The sequence below is a fragment of the Janthinobacterium sp. 67 genome (assembly GCF_002797895.1).
Taxonomy (GTDB): Bacteria; Pseudomonadota; Gammaproteobacteria; order Burkholderiales; family Burkholderiaceae_D; genus Janthinobacterium.
Map to the genome: position 1 here is coordinate 3,801,412 of NZ_PGES01000001.1, position 19,353 is coordinate 3,820,764.

The following is a 19,353-nucleotide window of genomic DNA, read 5'->3' on the forward strand; positions in this document are numbered from 1 at the left end:
TGCGCTGGATTTACCCTGCAAACAAGGGCTACAATGCACTATTAGCCGCGCCTGTTTCTGATCAAACAAACGCGGTCCGGCGCGCCATACATTGCTGCGTGCCAGCATCCACAGGAGAGTCCCATGAAACTAGTTGATCCGATCTTGGCGTTTCAATCCGAGCTGCAAGGTATCCGCCGCGACCTGCACGCGCATCCCGAGCTGTGCTACGAAGAACAGCGCACCTCGGACGTGGTCGCCGCCAAGCTGACGGAGTGGGGCATTCCCGTGGTACGCGGGCTGGGCCGCACTGGCGTGGTCGGCATCATCAAAAATGGTACTTCGACACGCGCCATCGGCTTGCGTGCCGATATGGATGCCTTGCCGATGCAGGAAATGAATACCTTCGAGCATGCTTCGCGCCATCCTGGCAAGATGCACGCCTGCGGCCACGACGGCCACACGGCCATGCTGCTGGGCGCCGCTCATTACCTGGCGCAGCACCGGAACTTCGATGGCACGGTCTACCTCGTCTTCCAGCCTGCGGAAGAAGGCGGCGCCGGCGCGCGTGAAATGATAGCAGACGGCTTGTTTAGCCGCTTTCCCATGGATGCCATCTATGGCATGCACAACTGGCCGGGCGCCGAAACGGGCACCCTGAGCGTGGTGGAAGGGCCGATGATGGCCTCCAGCAATGAGTTCCACGTCACCGTCAAGGGCAAGGGCGCGCACGCGGCCCAGCCCCACAAGGGCATCGACCCCGTCATGGTGGCCGTGCAGATCGCGCAAAGCTGGCAAACCGTCATCACTCGCAACAAGAGTCCGCTCGACACGGCCGTGCTGTCCATCACGCAAATCCACGCGGGCAGCGCCACCAATGTGATTCCCGATGACGCCAGCCTGGTCGGCACCGTGCGTACCTTCACCACGCCCGTGCTGGACTTGATCGAAGAGCGCATGCGCGACATTGCCGTGCACACGGCCGCCGCCTTTGGCGCGGAAGTCGACTTCCACTTCAAGCGCAACTACCCGCCGCTGGTCAACCATGCGAAAGAAACGGCGTTTGCCGTCGAGGTGATGAAAAGCGTGGTCGGCGAGGACAAGGTCAACGCGAATGTCGAGCCGACCATGGGCGCCGAAGATTTTGCCTTCTTCCTGCAAGAAAAAGCCGGCTGCTACGTCTTCATCGGCAATGGCGACGGCGAACACCGCGACGGCGGCCACGGACTCGGTCCGTGCGTCTTGCACAATGGCAGCTACGACTTCAACGACAATCTGCTGCCCATCGGCGCCAGTTTCTGGGTCAAGCTGGCCGAAGCGAGCCTGCCCGTCGCCTGATTCAGCTCAGTTGATCCGGACCGGTGCCCAGGCGCTGGCCCGGATTCAACGCTTCCAGGGCCAGCAAGGCGGCCGCGTGGTCTGCCGTCGGGTGGCTGGTGGCGAGGGTTTCATAGCGCTGCGTCACCAGTTGCGTCACCGGCAAGGTGACGTGGGCCGCCTCGGCCGCCGCGAGGATGTTGTGCATATCCTTGATCTGGCTCTTCACCTGGCCACCGGCCACAAAGTTACGCTCGAGCATGCGCTGGCCATGCACCTCCAAAATCTTGCTCTCGGCAAAACCGCCGCGGATGGCTGCCCGTACGGCAGCCGCATCGGCGCCGGCCGCCTGGGCCAGCAACAGCGCTTCCGCCACGATATTCAAGGTGGCGCCGACGATCAGCTGATTGCACAGCTTGGCCACCTGGCCACTGCCGGCCGGCCCCACCAGGGTCGGGCGTCCCATGGCCGATAGGATCGATTCAATCCGCGCGTAATCGCTGGCGCTGGCGCCAGCCATGATGGCCAGCGTGCCCGCCTGTGCCCCGCCCACACCGCCCGACACGGGCGCATCGATGAAGCCATGGCCTGCAGCGTGCAAGGTGGCGTGAAATTGCTGGGCTTCCGATTGCTTGGTGGAACTCATGTCGATCCAGAGCGCACCAGTGGACAAGGCCGGCAGGGCCTCCTGCAGCACCGTTGCCACAATGGGACCGGCTTCCAGCATCGAGATGACCACGTCCGCGCCGCTAACCGCTTCAGCCACGGAAACGGCCGGCCGCGCCCCTGCCGTACGCAGGACTTCGGCCTTGCTGTGCGTGCGATTCCAAATTGTGACAGAATATCCAGCGCGCAGCAGGCACCGGACCATCGGCCCTCCCATCAGGCCTATACCGAGAAATGCGATTTTTGTAGAAAATGTCAATTCAACCTCTGAGATCAAACAGCTGGTGGGCGCGGTATGCAAAACTAGGTGTCTGCGCAAACAAGACGAGCCTGACGGCCAATTTTACGATGAAAGCCTCTATGTCCTTCAAGAAGAATCTCCTCAAATCCATCGCCGCCGTGACCGCGCTGATGGCCGCCAATGCCGGCTTTGCCGCCGACGGCAAACTGATCGACTCCGTCTACGGCGAATATGCCAAGGGCGTCAAAGTACAGATGTTGCGTGCTGGCGTAACCTCGAACTGGGATAAAGCCTGGTTCGTATCGAATGGCACGCAGCTGAGCGGTTACTGGGATGCCAGTATCGGCGGCTGGGATGGCAAGAGCTATCGCAACGTCCCTGGCCAGCATCAAAAACTGTGGGACCTGGGCTTTACCCCGGTCTTCCGCTTTGAAAACACGAACAAGCTGGGCTTCTACGCGGAAGGCGGCATTGGCGTGCACATGCTGTCGAAACTGTACGATAACGACGATAACCGCCTGTCGACCCACTTCCAGTTCGGCGACCATATCGGCGTCGGCTATGTTTTCAATAACAAATGGGAAGTCGCTGCGAAGATCCAGCATTTCTCGAACGGCGGCTACAAGAAACCGAATAGCGGCGTCAATTACATGAACGTCAAAGTCGCTTATTACTTTTAATAAGAGTGATAAATGACAAAGGCAGCGCGCAGCGCTGCCTTTTTTTCGTCTGTGGTATTGACTGCCAACTTGTCGGATTACGCTACGCTAATCCGACCTACCCGCCATCCAATAAACGTAGGTCGGCTTAGCGCTGCGCGCGTAAGCCGACACCACCATCGGCGCCTGACAAAACCACCAGACGAAAAAAAACCCCACCATTGCTGGCGGGGTTTTTCTCTACTGCGAATAACAAGCCTGACGATAACCTACTTTCACACTGGTTGCAGCACTATCATCGGCGCAAAGTTGTTTCACGGTCCTGTTCGGGATGGGAAGGGGTGGGACCAACTTGCTATGGTCATCAGGCATAACTTGTACTGACGCTTGTTCTCTGTTGAGCAACAAGGCCATGAATCTGGAAGAAGCAAAGATTGGGGTAATGACTGGTAGTATCAACACACACGCAACGTTGTACCGTCTTATCCTCTGTACCTGCTAAGGTTATAGGGACAAGCCGTACGGGCAATTAGTACTGGTTAGCTTAATGCATTACTGCACTTCCACACCCAGCCTATCAACGTCCTGGTCTCGAACGACCCTTCAAAGAGCTCAAGGCTCTGGGAAATCTCATCTCAAGGCAAGTTTCCCGCTTAGATGCTTTCAGCGGTTATCTCTTCCGAACTTAGCTACCCGGCAATGCCACTGGCGTGACAACCGGTACACCAGAGGTTCGTCCACTCCGGTCCTCTCGTACTAGGAGCAGCCCCCTTCAAATTTCCAACGCCCACGGCAGATAGGGACCAAACTGTCTCACGACGTTTTAAACCCAGCTCACGTACCACTTTAAATGGCGAACAGCCATACCCTTGGGACCGGCTACAGCCCCAGGATGTGATGAGCCGACATCGAGGTGCCAAACTCCCCCGTCGATATGAACTCTTGGGAGGAATCAGCCTGTTATCCCCAGAGTACCTTTTATCCGTTGAGCGATGGCCCTTCCATACAGAACCACCGGATCACTATGTCCTACTTTCGTACCTGCTCGACTTGTCAGTCTCGCAGTTAAGCACGCTTATGCCATTGCACTATCAACACGATGTCCGACCGTATCTAGCGTACCTTCGAACTCCTCCGTTACACTTTAGGAGGAGACCGCCCCAGTCAAACTGCCTACCATGCACTGTCCCCGATCCGGATAACGGACCAAGGTTAGAACCTCAAACAAACCAGGGTGGTATTTCAAGGTTGGCTCCACGAGAACTAGCGTCCCCGCTTCAAAGCCTCCCACCTATCCTACACAGATTGGTTCAAAGTCCAATGCAAAGCTACAGTAAAGGTTCATGGGGTCTTTCCGTCTAGCCGCGGGTAGATTGCATCATCACAAACATTTCAACTTCGCTGAGTCTCGGGAGGAGACAGTGTGGCCATCGTTACGCCATTCGTGCAGGTCGGAACTTACCCGACAAGGAATTTCGCTACCTTAGGACCGTTATAGTTACGGCCGCCGTTTACTGGGACTTCAATCAAGAGCTTGCACCCCATCATTTAATCTTCCAGCACCGGGCAGGCGTCACACCCTATACGTCCACTTTCGTGTTTGCAGAGTGCTGTGTTTTTATTAAACAGTCGCAGCCACCAGTTTATTGCAACCCTTTCACCCTCATGGAGTAAACCAATCAAGCTACCGGGGCGTACCTTTTCCCGAAGTTACGGTACCAATTTGCCGAGTTCCTTCTCCCGAGTTCTCTCAAGCGCCTTAGAATACTCATCTCGCCCACCTGTGTCGGTTTGCGGTACGGTCTCGTATGACTGAAGCTTAGAGGCTTTTCTTGGAACCACTTCCGATTGCTTCGTGAATAAATTCACTCGTCCCATCCCCTTGAATTGCGCACCCGGATTTGCCTAAGTGCCTTCTATGAGACAGAAACTGACTATTCCAACAGTCAGACAACCTTCCGCGATCCGTCCCCCCATCGCATCATACGACGGTGCAGGAATATTAACCTGCTTCCCATCAGCTACGCATCTCTGCCTCGCCTTAGGGGCCGACTCACCCTGCTCCGATGAACGTTGAACAGGAAACCTTGGGCTTACGGCGTGGAGGCTTTTCACCCCCATTATCGCTACTCATGTCAGCATTCGCACTTCTGATACCTCCAGCATCCTTTACAAGACACCTTCGCAGGCTTACAGAACGCTCTCCTACCATATATATCTGTGATAAATCACAGAACAATATCCGCAGCTTCGGTGACTGGCTTAGCCCCGTTACATCTTCCGCGCAGGACGACTCGATCAGTGAGCTATTACGCTTTCTTTAAATGATGGCTGCTTCTAAGCCAACATCCTGACTGTTTTAGCCTTCCCACTTCGTTTTCCACTTAGCCAATCTTTGGGACCTTAGCTGGCGGTCTGGGTTGTTTCCCTCTTGACGCCGGACGTTAGCACCCGACGTCTGTCTCCCAAGCTCGCACTCATCGGTATTCGGAGTTTGCAATGGTTTGGTAAGTCGCAATGACCCCCTAGCCATAACAGTGCTCTACCCCCGATGGTGATACTTGAGGCACTACCTAAATAGTTTTCGGAGAGAACCAGCTATTTCCAAGTTTGTTTAGCCTTTCACCCCTACCCACAGCTCATCCCCTAATTTTTCAACATTAGTGGGTTCGGACCTCCAGGGCGTGTTACCGCACCTTCATCCTGGCCATGAGTAGATCACTTGGTTTCGGGTCTACACCCAGCGACTGATCGCCCTATTCGGACTCGATTTCTCTACGGCTTCCCTATTCGGTTAACCTTGCCACTGAATGTAAGTCGCTGACCCATTATACAAAAGGTACGCAGTCACGGAACAAGTCCGCTCCTACTGTTTGTATGCACACGGTTTCAGGATCTATTTCACTCCCCTTCCGGGGTTCTTTTCGCCTTTCCCTCACGGTACTGGTTCACTATCGGTCGATTACGAGTATTTAGCCTTGGAGGATGGTCCCCCCATATTCAGACAGGATGTCACGTGTCCCGCCCTACTTGTCGTACGCTTAGTATCACCGGTCCGATTTCACATACGGGGCTATCACCCACTATGGCTCCTATTTCCAGAGGATTCTGTTATCGGTCCGACTATCACGTACAGGCTCTTCCCATTTCGCTCGCCGCTACTTTGGGAATCTCGGTTGATTTCTTTTCCTGCAGCTACTTAGATGTTTCAGTTCGCCGCGTTCGCCTTGCATACCTATGTATTCAGTATGCAATACCCTAAAAGGGTGGGTTGCCCCATTCGGAAATCTGCGGATCAAAGTGTGTTTGCTCACTCCCCGCAGCTTATCGCAAGCTACTACGTCCTTCATCGCCTGTAATCGCCAAGGCATCCACCATGTGCACTTATTCGCTTGTCCCTATAACGTTAGCCTCTCATCATTTTCATAATGAAAGAGCGCTACAGGGATAAGAAAGTACAACGTTGTTGCTTGTTTGTTGATACATACAATCATTACCCATCGATTTACTTTTTACGGCAAACCGATCAATAAATAATCTTTACTTCTTCCAGATTGTTAAAGAACGAAACAGCTTTGATCGCTAAAAGATCAAACCTAAACCTGAGTCACTGACCGGCTTACGTTTGCACTTTCGAGTAAAACTTTGGTGGAGGATGACGGGATCGAACCGACGACCCCCTGCTTGCAAAGCAGGTGCTCTCCCAGCTGAGCTAATCCCCCTGAGATTTTACTAATTAGCTGGTAGGGCTGGTTGGACTCGAACCAACGACCCCCGCGTTATCAACACGGTGCTCTAACCAGCTGAGCTACAGCCCCAACGCGGAACTACTACGACTACTGTTTCTTCTTTGACTAACAGCCGATAAGTGTGAACATTTGATGCGTGAACCAGTTGCCTGATTCGTGCAAACTCTAGAAAGGAGGTGATCCAGCCGCACCTTCCGATACGGCTACCTTGTTACGACTTCACCCCAGTCACGAATCCTACCGTGGTAAGCGCCCTCCTTACGGTTAAGCTACCTACTTCTGGTAAAACCCGCTCCCATGGTGTGACGGGCGGTGTGTACAAGACCCGGGAACGTATTCACCGCGACATGCTGATCCGCGATTACTAGCGATTCCAACTTCATGCAGTCGAGTTGCAGACTACAATCCGGACTACGATACACTTTCTGCGATTAGCTCCCCCTCGCGGGTTGGCGGCGCTCTGTATGTACCATTGTATGACGTGTGAAGCCCTACCCATAAGGGCCATGAGGACTTGACGTCATCCCCACCTTCCTCCGGTTTGTCACCGGCAGTCTCATTAGAGTGCCCTTTCGTAGCAACTAATGACAAGGGTTGCGCTCGTTGCGGGACTTAACCCAACATCTCACGACACGAGCTGACGACAGCCATGCAGCACCTGTGTACTGGTTCTCTTTCGAGCACTCCCCAATCTCTCGGGGATTCCAGCCATGTCAAGGGTAGGTAAGGTTTTTCGCGTTGCATCGAATTAATCCACATCATCCACCGCTTGTGCGGGTCCCCGTCAATTCCTTTGAGTTTTAATCTTGCGACCGTACTCCCCAGGCGGTCTACTTCACGCGTTAGCTGCGTTACCAAGTCAATTAAGACCCGACAACTAGTAGACATCGTTTAGGGCGTGGACTACCAGGGTATCTAATCCTGTTTGCTCCCCACGCTTTCGTGCATGAGCGTCAATCTTGACCCAGGGGGCTGCCTTCGCCATCGGTGTTCCTCCACATATCTACGCATTTCACTGCTACACGTGGAATTCTACCCCCCTCTGCCAGATTCTAGCCTTGCAGTCTCCAATGCAATTCCCAGGTTGAGCCCGGGGATTTCACATCAGACTTACAAAACCGCCTGCGCACGCTTTACGCCCAGTAATTCCGATTAACGCTTGCACCCTACGTATTACCGCGGCTGCTGGCACGTAGTTAGCCGGTGCTTATTCTTCAGGTACCGTCATTAGCAAGAGATATTAGCTCTCACCGTTTCTTCCCTGACAAAAGAGCTTTACAACCCGAAGGCCTTCTTCACTCACGCGGCATTGCTGGATCAGGCTTTCGCCCATTGTCCAAAATTCCCCACTGCTGCCTCCCGTAGGAGTCTGGACCGTGTCTCAGTTCCAGTGTGGCTGGTCGTCCTCTCAGACCAGCTACTGATCGATGCCTTGGTAGGCTTTTACCCTACCAACTAGCTAATCAGATATCGGCCGCTCCACGAGCATGAGGTCTTGCGATCCCCCACTTTCATCCTTAGATCGTATGCGGTATTAGCGTAACTTTCGCTACGTTATCCCCCACTCCAGGGTACGTTCCGATATATTACTCACCCGTTCGCCACTCGCCACCAGAGCAAGCTCCGTGCTGCCGTTCGACTTGCATGTGTAAGGCATGCCGCCAGCGTTCAATCTGAGCCAGGATCAAACTCTTCAGTTTAATCTCTGTTACTTTGCCGTTTTACCGGCATGGTCGAACTATTTAACTAGTTCAAACCCCTCGCATTGCGAGGTGTTTGCTCACTCAAAAAACTGACAGGCTACTTCCGAAGAAGTATCCTATTTCATTATTTCTTGTGAACATTTGATATTTTAAGTTAGACGACGATCCGAAGATCATCGCTGCACTACATCAAATGCCCACACTTATCGACTGTTAATTGTTAAAGAACTGTATTCGGTTACTGCTTTCGCGCTATCGACAAAGCGTTGTGTTTGTCAGCTGCGAAGAAGGAAGAGTATGAAGCAATTTGCTACGTCCGTCAACTCCTTCTTTTTTACTACCCAGCCCCTGAAGGCTGTCCCTTTTGTGTCGCAAACTAGTGCGTCTCATTGGGGAGGCGAACTATAGCAAAGCCCCACACGGGCGGCAAGCTTTATTTCAGCAATTCGGCAACCGCCATGCCGACATCCGTCGTACTGGCGCTGCCGCCCATATCGGGCGTACGCGGACCGTGCTCGAGCACCTGCTCGATGGCGCGCACTATCGCGTCATGTGCGGCCGTGTAATTGGTCTCGCCATTACCGAGGAAGTCCAGCATCATGGCGCCCGACCAAATCATGCCGATCGGGTTGGCGATATTCTGGCCGTAGATATCGGGGGCGGAACCGTGCACCGGCTCGAAGACGGAAGGGAACGTGCGCTCCGGATTGATATTGGCCGATGGTGCAATGGCAATCGTCCCCGTGCAGGCGGGACCCAGGTAGGACAAGATGTCCCCAAACAGATTCGAGGCGACCACCACGTCGAAGCGCTCTGGGCTCAATACAAAGCGGGCAGCCAGGATGTCGATATGGTATTTGTCCCAGCGTACTTCAGGAAATTGCGGCGCCATGGTTTCCACGCGCTCATCCCAATACGGCATGCTGATGGCAATACCATTCGATTTGGTGGCCGATGTCAGGTGTTTCTTGGGCCGGCTTTGCGCCAGCTCGAATGCGTATTTCAATATCCGGTCGACGCCCTTGCGCGTAAAAACGGATTCCTGCAGCACCGTTTCGCGCTCCGTCCCTTCGAACATGCGCCCGCCCACGGATGAATATTCTCCTTCCGTGTTTTCACGCACCACATAAAAATCGATATCGCCCGGTTTTTTATTCGCCAGCGGGCACGGCACGCCCGGCATCAGCCGCACGGGACGCAAGTTGACGTATTCATCGAATTCACGCCGGAATTTCAGCAGCGATCCCCACAGCGAGATATGGTCGGGCACCTTGTCCGGCCAGCCCACGGCGCCAAAATAGATGGCGTCGAAATCCTTGAGTTGCGCAAACCAGTCCGAGGGCATCATTTGCCCGTGTTCCAGGTAATAGTCGCAATTGGCCCACGCCATCGTCGTAAACTGCAGGTCGATATTGAAATGGCGCGCGGCCGCTTCAATCACGCGCAAGCCCTCCGGCATAACTTCATTACCGATGCCGTCACCGGCGATGACCGCGATTTTATGTGTGCTCATGTAAGCCCTATTGGAATAGGCGATGAAAGCCCGTATTTACATCTGCTGCGCCACACCCGGGTACAGGCGCGCCAGCACATCGGCAGTGATCGCCGTGATGATGGGCTGTACACGCTCGGCCGCCAGTTCAGTTGATTTCTCGCGGCGCACGTCTTTCCACAACTCGGCCAATGCGCCCTCATGACGCGCCACCGCCTGCTCGACTTCATCTTGCCAGAAGGCCGGCGCTTCGCTTTCAACGAAATTGCCGCGGCCACGGCCAAAGTGCGCCACCGCCAGGTAACGCAGCACGCCCGCCACCACCAGGGTGCGCAAGAAGGCATCCGTAAATTGCATGATGGGCTCATTGCGGTCCGTGCCAGAATTAAAGCCCCAGGCGGCGCCCGCAAACGTCAGCGCACCGACCACGCCGCCAAGCAAGGCACCCGTGCCCAAAGTCAGGCCGCCGGAAATCAGGTCGGCCGACAGCCCCGTCGCCGCACCGGAAATCATGGCGCCCAGCAAACCCGCTTGCGCCTTGTCGATCGGCGCGCGCACGGCGAAATTTTCCCGTATCCGGCTATTGATCTTGTGCGCATCGGTGGGATCGAGTTGGTGCAGGATCAAAAGCTCACGCGTGATGACACCACTGTGCGTATTGAGCCGCGCCACCAGGCTGGCCATGGCCTTTTCCTGGCGTTGCTGCTCCGCATTTTTGCCGATGCCCACGACTTGCAAGGCCGATTTCAGCAAGCCCTTGGAACCGGATTCGATGGCTTCGCGATCCTGTCCAGCCACCGCCAGTTGTGTGGCCAGCAAGTGCATGGCTTGCCGGAAACGCGCCGTATTCTGCTCTTGCCACGCAGAAAACAAACGCGCATAGCCGGCTTGCTGCGATTGCGGCAACAATTTACCCACGGCTTCGTAAAACACGCGTTCATGCACCCAGCAGCGGGCAAAGGCGTCGAGCGCCAGGACGTCGCGCACAATCGGATACTGCTGCAAATGCTCGCGCCAACGCGCCTGCTCGCTGTGTTCTTCATTGCCCGGACGCGGCGGCCCCATCTGATTGAGCAAAACCACCACGGGCTTATCCAGCCAGGCGAGAATTTTCATTTCCGCCGGCAAGTAACCGGCGTCCTTGGGATTTTCAGAGGAGTTGACCAGGTACAACACCACATCGGCGGAGTCCTTGGCCGTGCGCAGCGCTTGCTGGCTGAGCCAGAACGGGCGGTCGCGATAACGATCCAGCACTTCGCGCAGGAACCAGCCAATGGGATTGCCCGACTGCCCCAGGCGCTTGAGCAGACGCACGGAATCGCCAAAGCCGGGCGTATCCCACAATTGCAAGGCATCGCCCTGCGGCGTAGCCAGCAAGGTATGCGATTCCGCAAACACCGTCACGTGGGCGGCGTCGCGCACTTCGCCGACATCCACGCCTACCAAGGTGCGCGCCAGGGTCGTCTTGCCATTATTCGTGTGCGAAATCAGCGCAAACTGTATTTGCACCGCATCGTCCCGCACATCTTTATTCACATTCACACTCATGCTGCTGCCGATACTTTCAGCCCTACACCGGCATCGAGCGGGTGCAAGGCAGGGTTGAGCAAATTGACCACGGTGGCCGTGGTTTTATGGAACTGACAAAACTGTTGCCACAAGGCGACTCGTTCCGCCAGACGCGCGCCGTTGTCCGCCTGCTCACCCGCGCGCTCCAGGTAGCTGGATTCGTCGATCAGGACGGCGATGCCGCGTGCCGACGACTGCACCAGGTAATCGAGGAAGGCGCCGTGGTTTTCCTTTTCCGGCGTCGCCGTCAGATTGAACAGCACGGCAGTGATATTGACTTGCGGGTCATTCAGGTCCGTGCCGCGCAAGACGTCCTGCGGTTCTTCGCCATACGACGTCGATGGACGCAGCATCATGCGCCCTTGTTCGCCAAACAGCATGAGGCCGATTTGCCCCAGGCCCTTGTGACGCGCCTCATCGACGGTAAAGCTGTACGGCAAGACACGCAGCATGCCGCCCGTGGCCACGCCGATGCTTTCATTGAGCTTGCGGAAATACGGCTGATCGAGATCCAGCGGAAAGTGCCTGGCCAGGCGCGCGGCGCGCCAATTGTTGACCAGGGCCAGGATCAGGCGGGGCACGACGACCAGCAGGAAAATCGTTGCCGCATACAAATGCACCCAGCGTGCGCCGCCTTCGACGGTCGTCGTTTGCGGGAAGCGCAGCGCTTCAATTTCCGCCAGCGAAAAGCCTTGCAAATGAAACAGGGCGATGGCAGGCGCAAACAGGGTCGAAAGCAGGCTGTGCACCTGGCTGGCACTGAGAAACGTGCTTTCCCAGCCGGCCGCGTATTGCGACAGGAAACCGCGCGCATACAGTGAAGCGACGGCACCGATGGCAAACATGGCGGCGCTCAGGTGAATGGTACGGCTCAGGCGCGCGGCCGTCAGCTTGGCGCTCAAGTGCGCCCACTCCCCCATGAAACTGAGCAAGCCGGAAGACAAGGCGTGCGGCAGCTTGCGCGGCAGAGCCAGGCGGCCCACGCTCAGGTGGCGCACCAGTCCCGCTTTCGGCCAGCCGAGGGAGTGCGAGGGAATGCATAGCCAGATCAGCAAGCCCAGGTAGACCAGCACATTCCAGGCGATAATCAGCAACAAGGGCGCCGACAGCAGATCCACGCGGTGGGGATCCGTGATGCGGTCGAGCGCGGCGCCCAGCAGCAAGGCCAGCAGGGGCAAGGCCAGCGCCAGGGTCTTCATGCCGTTGCGGCGTTTCGCGAAAGCGGCGAAGGCGGGAGTGCGCTCGGTGATGCGTTTGATGATCAGTTCGGAACGCTGCTGCAGGAAATCGTCACCGGTCACTTCGGCCTGCTTGCCCGAAGCTTGCCACTGCGCAAGCTCACGCGCGCTGCGGCTCGCATACATGCGGTCATCCTCGCTGAGGACTTCTTTTTTCTGGTCGGCCGTCTCGATAGCCCGGACCAATACCACTTCTCTCGCAATCTGCTCGTTCATGGTGCTCCTGTTTTTGTATGAAACGACAACTCGACAGGCAGATTGTGACGTACTTTTGTATTTCAGGCCAACGCGTCCCCGGCCCGGAACAAATGATGCAGCAGATAGATCAGGAAAGAGGCGATCCAGGCCGACCACAAGGTGTGCGTGAAAAATTGTGCACCTTGCAACTGTTGCTGCCAGCCTGCCGCCAAGCCGCACAGCAGCATGACGACGGCGAAGAAAAGCGCCGTGCGTGGCCGTCCAGGCAGGCAGAACAATGGCAAGGCCAGCATCCACCAGGCAGTATTCGCCTGGGAAGCGGGCAGGCATGCCATGGCGGATGCGCTGGCCGGCAACGTTTCCAGCAGGCGCGTGTACGGCTCCAGTCCGCCGTAACGCAACAAATCCGTGGGACAGGACACGTCGCTGAAGGAAGAGAGCAAATAGATGCTTAATGGCACGAAGATAGCCGACAATGCCACTACGCGCAAGGCGCTGCGGCGTGATGCCAGCCAGGCCAGCGGATGCAAGATGTCCCAGACGGCCAAACAGATCAAGGCGGCGCCAAGCAAGATCATGCAGAGCTGGAAACTGCTCGCCCACGCGCTGTCAGCACCGACGAATTTCCCACGCGCACCGTCGAACATGCTGTCGGCGATCATGAGGTCGAGGTTGCTGTAATTGCCGATCCAGAGTATCAGCATGGCCGACAGCATCAGGACGCTATCGATGCCCTTGGGAGTTTTGAGGAGTTTAAGCTTGGCCAGCATGGGTGCACACATTGCTTGATGAGAATGGAAGTCATCGTACAGTGTCAATATGAAGAGAACATGACGATCCCCGCCGTGCACAACATGTTGTGATATATGACAAAGGCAGCGCGCAGCGCTGCTTTTTTTTCGTCTGTGGTATTGACTGCTGACTTGTCGGATTACGCTACGCTAATCCGACCTACCGGACTTTACATGAGCGTAGGTCGGATTAGGCCGCAGGCCGTAATCCGACAACACCACCGGCGCCCGACAAAACCACCAGACGAAAAAAAACCCCACCATTGCTGGCGGGGTTTTCTCTTACTGCGAATAACAAGCCTGACGATAACCTACTTTCACACTGGTTGCAGCACTATCATCGGCGCAAAGTTGTTTCACGGTCCTGTTCGGGATGGGAAGGGGTGGGACCAACTTGCTATGGTCATCAGGCATAACTTGTACTGGCGTTTGTCCTCGATGGAGCGACAAAGCCTGAATCGGGAAGAAGCAAAGATCGGGGTAATGACTGGTAGTATCAACACACACGCAACGTTGTACCGTCTTATCCTCTGTACCTGCTAAGGTTATAGGGACAAGCCGTACGGGCAATTAGTACTGGTTAGCTTAATGCATTACTGCACTTCCACACCCAGCCTATCAACGTCCTGGTCTCGAACGACCCTTCAAAGAGCTCAAGGCTCTGGGAAATCTCATCTCAAGGCAAGTTTCCCGCTTAGATGCTTTCAGCGGTTATCTCTTCCGAACTTAGCTACCCGGCAATGCCACTGGCGTGACAACCGGTACACCAGAGGTTCGTCCACTCCGGTCCTCTCGTACTAGGAGCAGCCCCCTTCAAATTTCCAACGCCCACGGCAGATAGGGACCAAACTGTCTCACGACGTTTTAAACCCAGCTCACGTACCACTTTAAATGGCGAACAGCCATACCCTTGGGACCGGCTACAGCCCCAGGATGTGATGAGCCGACATCGAGGTGCCAAACTCCCCCGTCGATATGAACTCTTGGGAGGAATCAGCCTGTTATCCCCAGAGTACCTTTTATCCGTTGAGCGATGGCCCTTCCATACAGAACCACCGGATCACTATGTCCTACTTTCGTACCTGCTCGACTTGTCAGTCTCGCAGTTAAGCACGCTTATGCCATTGCACTATCAACACGATGTCCGACCGTATCTAGCGTACCTTCGAACTCCTCCGTTACACTTTAGGAGGAGACCGCCCCAGTCAAACTGCCTACCATGCACTGTCCCCGATCCGGATAACGGACCAAGGTTAGAACCTCAAACAAACCAGGGTGGTATTTCAAGGTTGGCTCCACGAGAACTAGCGTCCCCGCTTCAAAGCCTCCCACCTATCCTACACAGATTGGTTCAAAGTCCAATGCAAAGCTACAGTAAAGGTTCATGGGGTCTTTCCGTCTAGCCGCGGGTAGATTGCATCATCACAAACATTTCAACTTCGCTGAGTCTCGGGAGGAGACAGTGTGGCCATCGTTACGCCATTCGTGCAGGTCGGAACTTACCCGACAAGGAATTTCGCTACCTTAGGACCGTTATAGTTACGGCCGCCGTTTACTGGGACTTCAATCAAGAGCTTGCACCCCATCATTTAATCTTCCAGCACCGGGCAGGCGTCACACCCTATACGTCCACTTTCGTGTTTGCAGAGTGCTGTGTTTTTATTAAACAGTCGCAGCCACCAGTTTATTGCAACCCTTTCACCCTCATGGAGTAAACCAATCAAGCTACCGGGGCGTACCTTTTCCCGAAGTTACGGTACCAATTTGCCGAGTTCCTTCTCCCGAGTTCTCTCAAGCGCCTTAGAATACTCATCTCGCCCACCTGTGTCGGTTTGCGGTACGGTCTCGTATGACTGAAGCTTAGAGGCTTTTCTTGGAACCACTTCCGATTGCTTCGTGAACAAGTTCACTCGTCCCATCCCCTTGAATTCCGCGCCCGGATTTGCCTAAGCGCCTTCTATGAGACAGAAACTGACTATTCCAACAGTCAGACAACCTTCCGCGATCCGTCCCCCCATCGCATCATACGACGGTGCAGGAATATTAACCTGCTTCCCATCAGCTACGCATCTCTGCCTCGCCTTAGGGGCCGACTCACCCTGCTCCGATGAACGTTGAACAGGAAACCTTGGGCTTACGGCGTGGAGGCTTTTCACCCCCATTATCGCTACTCATGTCAGCATTCGCACTTCTGATACCTCCAGCATCCTTTACAAGACACCTTCGCAGGCTTACAGAACGCTCTCCTACCATATATATCTGTGATAAATCACAGAACAATATCCGCAGCTTCGGTGACTGGCTTAGCCCCGTTACATCTTCCGCGCAGGACGACTCGATCAGTGAGCTATTACGCTTTCTTTAAATGATGGCTGCTTCTAAGCCAACATCCTGACTGTTTTAGCCTTCCCACTTCGTTTTCCACTTAGCCAATCTTTGGGACCTTAGCTGGCGGTCTGGGTTGTTTCCCTCTTGACGCCGGACGTTAGCACCCGACGTCTGTCTCCCAAGCTCGCACTCATCGGTATTCGGAGTTTGCAATGGTTTGGTAAGTCGCAATGACCCCCTAGCCATAACAGTGCTCTACCCCCGATGGTGATACTTGAGGCACTACCTAAATAGTTTTCGGAGAGAACCAGCTATTTCCAAGTTTGTTTAGCCTTTCACCCCTACCCACAGCTCATCCCCTAATTTTTCAACATTAGTGGGTTCGGACCTCCAGGGCGTGTTACCGCACCTTCATCCTGGCCATGAGTAGATCACTTGGTTTCGGGTCTACACCCAGCGACTGATCGCCCTATTCGGACTCGATTTCTCTACGGCTTCCCTATTCGGTTAACCTTGCCACTGAATGTAAGTCGCTGACCCATTATACAAAAGGTACGCAGTCACGGAACAAGTCCGCTCCTACTGTTTGTATGCACACGGTTTCAGGATCTATTTCACTCCCCTTCCGGGGTTCTTTTCGCCTTTCCCTCACGGTACTGGTTCACTATCGGTCGATTACGAGTATTTAGCCTTGGAGGATGGTCCCCCCATATTCAGACAGGATGTCACGTGTCCCGCCCTACTTGTCGTACGCTTAGTACCACCGGTCCGATTTCACATACGGGGCTATCACCCGCTATGGCTCCTATTTCCAGAGGATTCTGTTATCGGTCCGACTATCACGTACAGGCTCTTCCCATTTCGCTCGCCGCTACTTTGGGAATCTCGGTTGATTTCTTTTCCTGCAGCTACTTAGATGTTTCAGTTCGCCGCGTTCGCCTTGCAACCCTATGTATTCAGGTTGCAATACCCTAAAAGGGTGGGTTGCCCCATTCGGAAATCTGCGGATCAAAGTGTGTTTGCTCACTCCCCGCAGCTTATCGCAAGCTACTACGTCCTTCATCGCCTGTAATCGCCAAGGCATCCACCATGTGCACTTATTCGCTTGTCCCTATAACGTTAGCCTCTGAAGACCGAAGTCATCAAAGAGCGCTACAGGGATAAGAAAGTACAACGTTGTTGCTTGTTTGTTGATACATACAATCATTACCCATCGATTCGCTTTTTACGGCAAACCGATCAATAAATAATCTTTACTTCTTCCAGATTGTTAAAGAACGAAACAGCTTTGATCGCTAAAAGATCAAATCTAAACCCAGAGGCTTACATTTGTACTTTCAAGTAAAACTTTGGTGGAGGATGACGGGATCGAACCGACGACCCCCTGCTTGCAAAGCAGGTGCTCTCCCAGCTGAGCTAATCCCCCTGGGTAATGACTGGTAGGGCTGGTTGGACTCGAACCAACGACCCCCGCGTTATCAACACGGTGCTCTAACCAGCTGAGCTACAGCCCCAACGCGGAACTACTACGACTACTGTTTCTTCTTAATTAAACAGCCGATAAGTGTGAACATTTGATGCGTGAACCAGTTACCTGATTCGTGCAAACTCTAGAAAGGAGGTGATCCAGCCGCACCTTCCGATACGGCTACCTTGTTACGACTTCACCCCAGTCACGAATCCTACCGTGGTAAGCGCCCTCCTTACGGTTAAGCTACCTACTTCTGGTAAAACCCGCTCCCATGGTGTGACGGGCGGTGTGTACAAGACCCGGGAACGTATTCACCGCGACATGCTGATCCGCGATTACTAGCGATTCCAACTTCATGCAGTCGAGTTGCAGACTACAATCCGGACTACGATACACTTTCTGCGATTAGCTCCCCCTCGCGGGTTGGCGGCGCTCTGTATGTACCATTGTATGACGTGTGAAGCCCTACCCATAAGGGCCATGAGGACTTGACGTCATCCCCACCTTCCTCCGGTTTGTCACCGGCAGTCTCATTAGAGTGCCCTTTCGTAGCAACTAATGACAAGGGTTGCGCTCGTTGCGGGACTTAACCCAACATCTCACGACACGAGCTGACGACAGCCATGCAGCACCTGTGTACTGGTTCTCTTTCGAGCACTCCTCAATCTCTCGAGGATTCCAGCCATGTCAAGGGTAGGTAAGGTTTTTCGCGTTGCATCGAATTAATCCACATCATCCACCGCTTGTGCGGGTCCCCGTCAATTCCTTTGAGTTTTAATCTTGCGACCGTACTCCCCAGGCGGTCTACTTCACGCGTTAGCTGCGTTACCAAGTCAATTAAGACCCGACAACTAGTAGACATCGTTTAGGGCGTGGACTACCAGGGTATCTAATCCTGTTTGCTCCCCACGCTTTCGTGCATGAGCGTCAATCTTGACCCAGGGGGCTGCCTTCGCCATCGGTGTTCCTCCACATATCTACGCATTTCACTGCTACACGTGGAATTCTACCCCCCTCTGCCAGATTCTAGCCTTGCAGTCTCCAATGCAATTCCCAGGTTGAGCCCGGGGATTTCACATCAGACTTACAAAACCGCCTGCGCACGCTTTACGCCCAGTAATTCCGATTAACGCTTGCACCCTACGTATTACCGCGGCTGCTGGCACGTAGTTAGCCGGTGCTTATTCTTCAGGTACCGTCATTAGCAAAAGATATTAGCTCTCACCGTTTCTTCCCTGACAAAAGAGCTTTACAACCCGAAGGCCTTCTTCACTCACGCGGCATTGCTGGATCAGGCTTTCGCCCATTGTCCAAAATTCCCCACTGCTGCCTCCCGTAGGAGTCTGGACCGTGTCTCAGTTCCAGTGTGGCTGGTCGTCCTCTCAGACCAGCTACTGATCGATGCCTTGGTAGGCTTTTACCCTACCAACTAGCTAATCAGATATCGGCCGCTCCACGAGCATGAGGTCTTGCGATCCCCCACTTTCATCCTTAGATCGTATGCGGTATTAGCGTAACTTTCGCTACGTTATCCCCCACTCCAGGGTACGTTCCGATATATTACTCACCCGTTCGCCACTCGCCACCAGAGCAAGCTCCGTGCTGCCGTTCGACTTGCATGTGTAAGGCATGCCGCCAGCGTTCAATCTGAGCCAGGATCAAACTCTTCAGTTTAATCTCTGTTACTTTGCCATTTTATTGGCACCGTCATTGCTGACGGGTCGCTCACTCAAAAAACTGACAGGCCACTACTTTCGTAGCGCCTATTTCATTATTTCTTGTGAACATTTGATATTTTAAGTTTTACAGCGATCCGAAGATCACTGCTGCACTTACATCAAATGCCCACACTTATCGACTGTTAATTGTTAAAGAACTGTATTCGGTGCCACTTTCGCGCTATCGACAAAGCGTTGTGTTTGTCAGCTGCGAAGAAGGAAGAGTATGAAGCA

General features: G+C 54.4%; 7 protein-coding genes, 4 tRNA genes and 6 rRNA genes. 2 read left to right on the top strand and 15 right to left on the bottom strand.

The genetic code is table 11. From position 1 onward, the window contains the following. The first annotated feature begins 123 nt into the window (after nt 1-123). Nucleotides 124-1,317 carry a M20 aminoacylase family protein gene (locus CLU90_RS17075; RefSeq protein ID WP_100428481.1) on the top strand — a complete coding sequence of 398 codons (1,194 nt, stop codon included), beginning with the start codon at nt 124-126 and terminating at the stop codon, nt 1,315-1,317. A 1-nt stretch (nt 1,318) separates the two neighbouring features. Here CLU90_RS17075 and CLU90_RS17080 read toward each other — a convergent pair whose 3' ends face one another. Then, entirely contained in the window at nt 1,319-2,221 is a 903-nt protein-coding gene (locus CLU90_RS17080) for an NAD(P)-dependent oxidoreductase (protein WP_442906703.1), read from the bottom strand. Between the two features lie 101 nt (nt 2,222-2,322). On the opposite strand from CLU90_RS17080, the gene CLU90_RS17085 reads away from it, so the two are divergent. Next, nucleotides 2,323-2,883 carry an acyloxyacyl hydrolase gene (locus CLU90_RS17085; RefSeq protein WP_100428483.1) on the top strand — a complete coding sequence of 187 codons (561 nt, stop codon included), beginning with the start codon at nt 2,323-2,325 and terminating at the stop codon, nt 2,881-2,883. 235 nt (nt 2,884-3,118) lie between these two features. Here the strand turns inward: CLU90_RS17085 and rrf (CLU90_RS17090) are convergent. The 14 genes from rrf (CLU90_RS17090) to CLU90_RS17155 all read right to left on the bottom strand — a co-directional run bounded on the left by rrf (CLU90_RS17090) (nt 3,119) and on the right by CLU90_RS17155 (nt 19,075). Further along, nucleotides 3,119-3,231: ribosomal RNA gene (rrf, locus tag CLU90_RS17090) — 5S ribosomal RNA — on the bottom strand. Between the two features lie 139 nt (nt 3,232-3,370). Further along, nucleotides 3,371-6,260 (bottom strand): 23S ribosomal RNA (locus CLU90_RS17095). 248 nt (nt 6,261-6,508) lie between these two features. Beyond that, nucleotides 6,509-6,584, bottom strand: a tRNA-Ala gene (locus CLU90_RS17100). A 19-nt stretch (nt 6,585-6,603) separates the two neighbouring features. Continuing rightward, nucleotides 6,604-6,680, bottom strand: a tRNA-Ile gene (locus CLU90_RS17105). Nucleotides 6,681-6,780: 100 nt separating this feature from the next. After that, nucleotides 6,781-8,311: ribosomal RNA gene (locus CLU90_RS17110) — 16S ribosomal RNA — on the bottom strand. Together the 16S, 23S and 5S rRNA genes with 2 tRNA genes alongside form the textbook arrangement of a ribosomal RNA operon. 436 nt (nt 8,312-8,747) lie before the next feature. After that, nucleotides 8,748-9,827: a tartrate dehydrogenase gene (locus tag CLU90_RS17115; protein WP_100428484.1), complete on the bottom strand. Its 1,080-nt coding sequence runs from the start codon at nt 9,825-9,827 to the stop codon at nt 8,748-8,750. 36 nt (nt 9,828-9,863) lie between these two features. Then, nucleotides 9,864-11,354: a DUF3482 domain-containing protein gene (locus CLU90_RS17120; RefSeq protein WP_100428485.1), complete on the bottom strand. Its 1,491-nt coding sequence runs from the start codon at nt 11,352-11,354 to the stop codon at nt 9,864-9,866. Continuing rightward, nucleotides 11,351-12,829: a DUF2868 domain-containing protein gene (locus CLU90_RS17125; RefSeq protein WP_100428486.1), complete on the bottom strand. Its 1,479-nt coding sequence runs from the start codon at nt 12,827-12,829 to the stop codon at nt 11,351-11,353. Before CLU90_RS17125 ends, CLU90_RS17120 begins: the two co-directional genes overlap by 4 nt. 62 nt (nt 12,830-12,891) lie before the next feature. Further along, nucleotides 12,892-13,629: an acid phosphatase gene (locus CLU90_RS17130; protein ID WP_157808846.1), complete on the bottom strand. Its 738-nt coding sequence runs from the start codon at nt 13,627-13,629 to the stop codon at nt 12,892-12,894. Nucleotides 13,630-13,900: 271 nt separating this feature from the next. Next, nucleotides 13,901-14,013 (bottom strand): 5S ribosomal RNA (gene rrf, locus CLU90_RS17135). Between the two features lie 138 nt (nt 14,014-14,151). Continuing rightward, nucleotides 14,152-17,041 (bottom strand): 23S ribosomal RNA (locus CLU90_RS17140). A 239-nt stretch (nt 17,042-17,280) separates the two neighbouring features. Further along, nucleotides 17,281-17,356: transfer RNA gene (locus tag CLU90_RS17145), tRNA-Ala, on the bottom strand. An 11-nt stretch (nt 17,357-17,367) separates the two neighbouring features. After that, nucleotides 17,368-17,444, bottom strand: a tRNA-Ile gene (locus tag CLU90_RS17150). A 100-nt stretch (nt 17,445-17,544) separates the two neighbouring features. Then, a 16S ribosomal RNA gene (locus tag CLU90_RS17155) occupies nt 17,545-19,075 on the bottom strand. Between the last annotated feature and the right edge of the window lie 278 nt (nt 19,076-19,353).

Bases quoted from the DNA above. Each gene is read 5' to 3' on its own strand.
- CLU90_RS17115 (WP_100428484.1), bottom strand. From the start codon at position 9,827: ATGAGCACACATAAAATCGCGGTCATCGCCGGTGACGGCATCGGTAAT.
- CLU90_RS17085 (WP_100428483.1), top strand. From the start codon at position 2,323: ATGTCCTTCAAGAAGAATCTCCTCAAATCCATCGCCGCCGTGACCGCG.
- CLU90_RS17075 (WP_100428481.1), top strand. From the start codon at position 124: ATGAAACTAGTTGATCCGATCTTGGCGTTTCAATCCGAGCTGCAAGGT.
- CLU90_RS17120 (WP_100428485.1), bottom strand. From the start codon at position 11,354: ATGAGTGTGAATGTGAATAAAGATGTGCGGGACGATGCGGTGCAAATA.
- CLU90_RS17125 (WP_100428486.1), bottom strand. From the start codon at position 12,829: ATGAACGAGCAGATTGCGAGAGAAGTGGTATTGGTCCGGGCTATCGAG.